We start from the raw sequence: 4,547 nt of genomic DNA, 5'->3' as shown, positions 1-4,547 counted from the left end.
TTAGAGGAATTGCCACAAGATACGATAAGCTAAAACGTAACTATCAAAGCGCTGTTGCTTTAGCTTGTATATTTATATGGTTGCCTCTTTAGCTCAATTTATCGGCTGTAAATGTCAACACACCCTACTCTATGCTTTTAATTTTAAAGGATGATGTTATGCAAAGAGACCAATGCCACTCCTATGCATTGATCTCTTGAAATTAAACTTATTTGCTGACCGTACTCATAAAGCTCACTGCGGAAAACAGCCAAATAAACAGGATGAAACTCCGTCCCTGATTAAAATGCGCGACATCGGTACCATGCAAAATATTATGACGGGTCATCGCTACGGTAGAGCTGCTATCCATTTGATAGGCCGCCAATTCGGCAAAATACGGATTCAACTCATTGGCAATTTTAGATTTGTGCCAAAGGCTTTTAATTTCACTGCCTTTAAGTCCCGGTACAATTTTATAGACATCGACAAATTTAGTGCCATTTTGACTTAAGAAACCGGTTTGAATCAGCACGTCCGTCAAAATACCTTCAAGCTGTGCATATAACACAGGGATACAGCCTGCATGAATATTTAATTTATACAGTTTAAACGCATCTAAAAGTACCTGACGGCGCGCTGCTTTATGTTCACCAATATTCAAAGCATCAAAGGCTTTCAACATTTCAGTTTGGAAAAACTCGCTATTGATGACATTCAGAAAATCAAAGTCTGCATCATTTTCATGTTGATGAAGCAGTTGCCAAAAATACAATAAATTTAAAGCATCATTCGCTACTTTCATTTCTACCGGCTGATCTAATTCATCGGCCAAAATATCGAAGTAAGGCTCATCTTGTGCCAAATGACGCAGGGTTTGAATCAGTAAGGCATGCTCATCTGCAGAAATCTGTTCTAAATATTGCTGCGCATCTTTAATAATGTGATGCCCCAATTTATGACGCTGTTCATTTTGAGGAATACGAGTGATTGGCTGATCGTCATCATAGTCATCTTCATACATGGGCTTGTTACTCTTAGGCATCACAGTTATGCCCTATTATCACTGTAATTGTGTCAGCAATATAGATTTTTTTACTTTTGCAAAGATTTCACCTATTCCCTTGTGCAAGTACTGGCTATCTCATGTAAAATTACAGCCCATTGCATAAATACGAATGAGAGAGTCATATCCGTGCGTAATATTTTAGTTACTAACGCCCTTCCATACGCGAATGGCCCAATTCATATGGGTCATTTACTCGGTTATATCCAAGCTGATATTTGGGTTCGTGCCATGCGTGCAATGGGTCATAACGTGACTTATGTATGTGCGGATGATGCTCACGGTACAGCGATTATGCTACGTGCGGAAGCCAATGGTATTTCGCCTGAACAGCAAATTGCCAATGTGCAAAAAGAACATGAACGTGACTTTGCTGGCTTTAAAGTTGATTTTGACCATTACGACTCAACCAACAGCCCTGAAAACCAAGCACGCGCTTCTGAGATTTACATTAAGAACCGTGAAGCGGACAACATTGCGGTACGCCCTGTGACACAATTGTTTGATCCTGAAAAAGCAATGTTCTTGTCGGATCGGTTTATTAAAGGCACATGCCCAAAATGTAAAGCGGAAGACCAATACGGCGACTCATGCGAAGTGTGCGGTACAACCTACAACGCAACTGAATTACTCAATCCAAAATCGACATTAAGCGGTGCGACGCCTGTAGAGAAATCTTCAGATCACTACTTCTTTAAACTGCCGAACTTTGGTGAATACCTGCAAAAATGGACACGTGACGAAGGTCGTCTGCCTGTGTCGATTGCCAACAAACTCGATGAATGGTTTGAAGCAGGTCTGTCTGATTGGGACATCTCACGTGATGCGCCTTACTTCGGTTTTGAAATTCCAGATGCGCCAAACAAATACTTCTACGTTTGGGTTGATGCGCCAATTGGCTATATGTCGAGCTTTGAAAACTACATCAAGACCAACCGTCCTGACCTAAGCTTTGAAGACTACTGGAAAAAAGATTCTAAAAATGAGGTGTATCACTTCATTGGTAAAGACATCGTTTACTTCCACGCGTTGTTCTGGCCTGCAATGCTTGAAGGTGCAAACTACCGTACCCCAACAAGCTTATTCGTTAATGGTTTCTTGACTGTAAACGGTCAGAAGATGTCTAAATCTCGTGGTACATTCATTAAAGCAGAAACGTATCTTGAGCATTTGAACCCTGAATACTTACGTTACTACTTCGCGTCTAAACTTTCTGACAAAGTTGAAGATTCTGACTTGAACCTTGATGATTTCGTTCAAAAAGTGAATTCAGACCTTGTTGGTAAAGTGGTAAACATCGCTAGCCGTTGTGCGAAATTCATCAACACCAAGTTTGATAACAAACTTTCTGCAACGTGTGCAGAGCCTGAATTGGTACAAAGCTTTATTGATGCAGGTGCATCAATCGCTGCTCAATATGAAGCACGTGAATTCTCTGCAGCCATCCGTGAAATCATGGCGCTTGCTGACAAAGCCAATCAATATATCGATGAGAAAAAGCCTTGGGCTTTAGCGAAAATTGAAGGCGAAGAACAACAAGTTCATGACGTATGTTCTGTCGGTATTAACTTGTTCCGTCAATTGGCGGTGTACCTTGCACCAGTACTTCCTACCTTGGCAGCAGAAGTTCAAAGCTTCTTAAAATTAGAATCTTTCGACTTTGCGTCTGGTAAAACGATTTTGGTGGATCATGAAATTGCTCAATTCCAACCATTGATGCAGCGTGTAGACCCGAAAGCGGTTGCTGCAATGGTCGATGCGTCTAAAGATTCTTTAGCTGCGCCTGCTGAAGCACCAAAAGCGGAAAAGAAAAAAGAGAAGAAAGCTGAGAAAAAACCTGAACCTAAAGTTGGAGAAGCTGAGATTATTGGCATTGAAGACTTTATGAAAGTTGACTTGCGTGTGGCTGAAGTTTTAGAAGCAGCTCATGTTGAAGGTTCAGACAAACTGCTTCAATTGACTTTAAATGTCGGCGAAGCTGAGCCACGTAACGTGTTTAGCGGTATTCGTGAGTTCTACCAACCTGAAGACTTAAAAGGCAAATTGGTAGTGATGGTGGCTAACCTTGCACCACGTAAGATGCGTTTTGGTATTTCTAACGGTATGGTATTAGCTGCGGGTAATGGCGATGGCGTTTGGGTGATTTCACCTGAAAGCGGTGCTAAAGCTGGTGATAAAGTGTCTTAATTTTTAGATTAAGATAAGAAAAAGCCTCTACGTTGTAGGGGCTTTTTTTGGCTTTTAATTTATTAACTTTTCCATGAAAGTACGATTTAGCCTTTGTATGCGGTGTTCTTAATTTCTGTTAAGTTAGGCAAAAATTTATCTTGTAATTTATGCTTTTCCAAAATAGTTATAGGCTGAGCTAGTTTTTCATTTGTTACTACAATAAGTCGCTCAAACCAGTTTTCTTCCTGTAAATAAATTTTAGCTTGGGAACGTGCTGTATAGCGTGATTTTAATCCATCTATCGCAGACATAGCACATCTATAGTTAATTTTAAAAAGTTGATTAAGAAAGTCTTGAGGTTCTAATACATTTAAGATTGGATAATCGTAAAATTTATTCGTAATTTGTTGGTGAAACTCATAACTATCATTTTCCATTAATGTTAATAATAATTTTCCTCTTTCTTCATTTTTTTCAATATATTTATCTTCATATGCTTGAGCAATATCCTGTATAAATTTTTGAAAAACTGGAATTTCTCTAGCATACAATCCATATCCACCAGACTCATCACTAATATCAAAATAACCAAATTTTTTAATATTTTCCTGTAAATTTACAATTTTTTTGTATTGGCTAATTGCTAACATTAATAGACTTTCAATTGAGCAGAAAATGAGACTTTTTTCTTTGAAATATACCAACATACTAACCGTATGAAGAATATCTGTTACATTAGTTAAACTTTGATGTTCAATACTTAATTTTGCTTCTTTGACTAGTTCTTCGAACTCTTTTTGTTCTAAATCCAAATAATGCCAAAGTTTAAACCAAGTGGGTGACTCTTCTTGTAATCTAAAATATGACTCATATAACTCATCGTGAATTATTTTATCTAAAATAATATTTTTATTCAGAATTTGATCCCAAAGCTTTTGAGTAAAAATATAATCATTGAACCGTACCGGGTTTGTCGGAGAGTCAATATTCTGAGAGACTATTCCGATGAAAAAACCAAACTATACCCCCGAAATTAGAGAAAGAGCGGTTCAATTACTAATTGAATCTGAAAAAGATTATCCATCGAATTGGGCAGCAGTTTCCGCAATTGCTCCTAAAATTGGCTGTACTCCTGAAACACTACGTGTTTGGTATCAAAAATACTTAGATCAACAAAATCCCGCCAAAGTACAACAGGTATCTGACCAAGAAAAAATGAAGCAAATGGAACGTGAAATTAAAGAATTAAAACGTGCCAATGAAATTCTACGTAAAGCAGCCGCTTTTTTCGCCCAGGCGGAGCTCGACCGCCCACACAAATAATGGTGGATTT

General features: G+C 38.4%; 3 protein-coding genes and 2 pseudogenes. 3 read left to right on the top strand and 2 right to left on the bottom strand.

Features of this window, described 5'->3' with window-relative positions:
- Positions 1–92 (top strand): annotated as a pseudogene (locus FTT94_RS16180) (IS5/IS1182 family transposase); the annotation flags it as partial.
- Between the two features lie 116 nt (positions 93–208).
- Here FTT94_RS16180 and FTT94_RS16175 read toward each other — a convergent pair.
- The gene (locus FTT94_RS16175; RefSeq protein WP_180107335.1) at positions 209–1,003 is read right to left on the bottom strand and encodes a hypothetical protein; all 795 of its coding nucleotides are present in this window, start codon (positions 1,001–1,003) and stop codon (positions 209–211) included.
- A gap of 171 nt (positions 1,004–1,174) precedes the next feature.
- Here FTT94_RS16175 and metG point away from each other — a divergent pair, with 171 nt between their 5' ends.
- Positions 1,175–3,232: a methionine--tRNA ligase gene (metG, locus tag FTT94_RS16170; protein WP_180171114.1), complete on the top strand. Its 2,058-nt coding sequence runs from the start codon at positions 1,175–1,177 to the stop codon at positions 3,230–3,232.
- A gap of 86 nt (positions 3,233–3,318) precedes the next feature.
- On the opposite strand, the gene FTT94_RS16165 is transcribed toward metG, so the two are convergent.
- Positions 3,319–4,026, bottom strand: coding sequence for a hypothetical protein (locus tag FTT94_RS16165; RefSeq protein WP_180171113.1), 708 nt, complete (start codon positions 4,024–4,026; stop codon positions 3,319–3,321).
- 193 nt (positions 4,027–4,219) lie between these two features.
- Here FTT94_RS16165 and FTT94_RS16160 point away from each other — a divergent pair.
- Positions 4,220–4,547: pseudogene (locus FTT94_RS16160) on the top strand (transposase); the annotation flags it as partial.

The organism is Acinetobacter sp. YH12027, assembly GCF_013420085.1.
Lineage (GTDB): Bacteria > Pseudomonadota > Gammaproteobacteria > Pseudomonadales > Moraxellaceae > Acinetobacter > Acinetobacter amyesii.
This window is presented reverse-complemented; position numbering and strand designations above follow the sequence as displayed.

Bases quoted from the DNA above. Each gene is read 5' to 3' on its own strand.
- FTT94_RS16175 (WP_180107335.1), bottom strand. From the start codon at position 1,003: ATGTATGAAGATGACTATGATGACGATCAGCCAATCACTCGTATTCCT.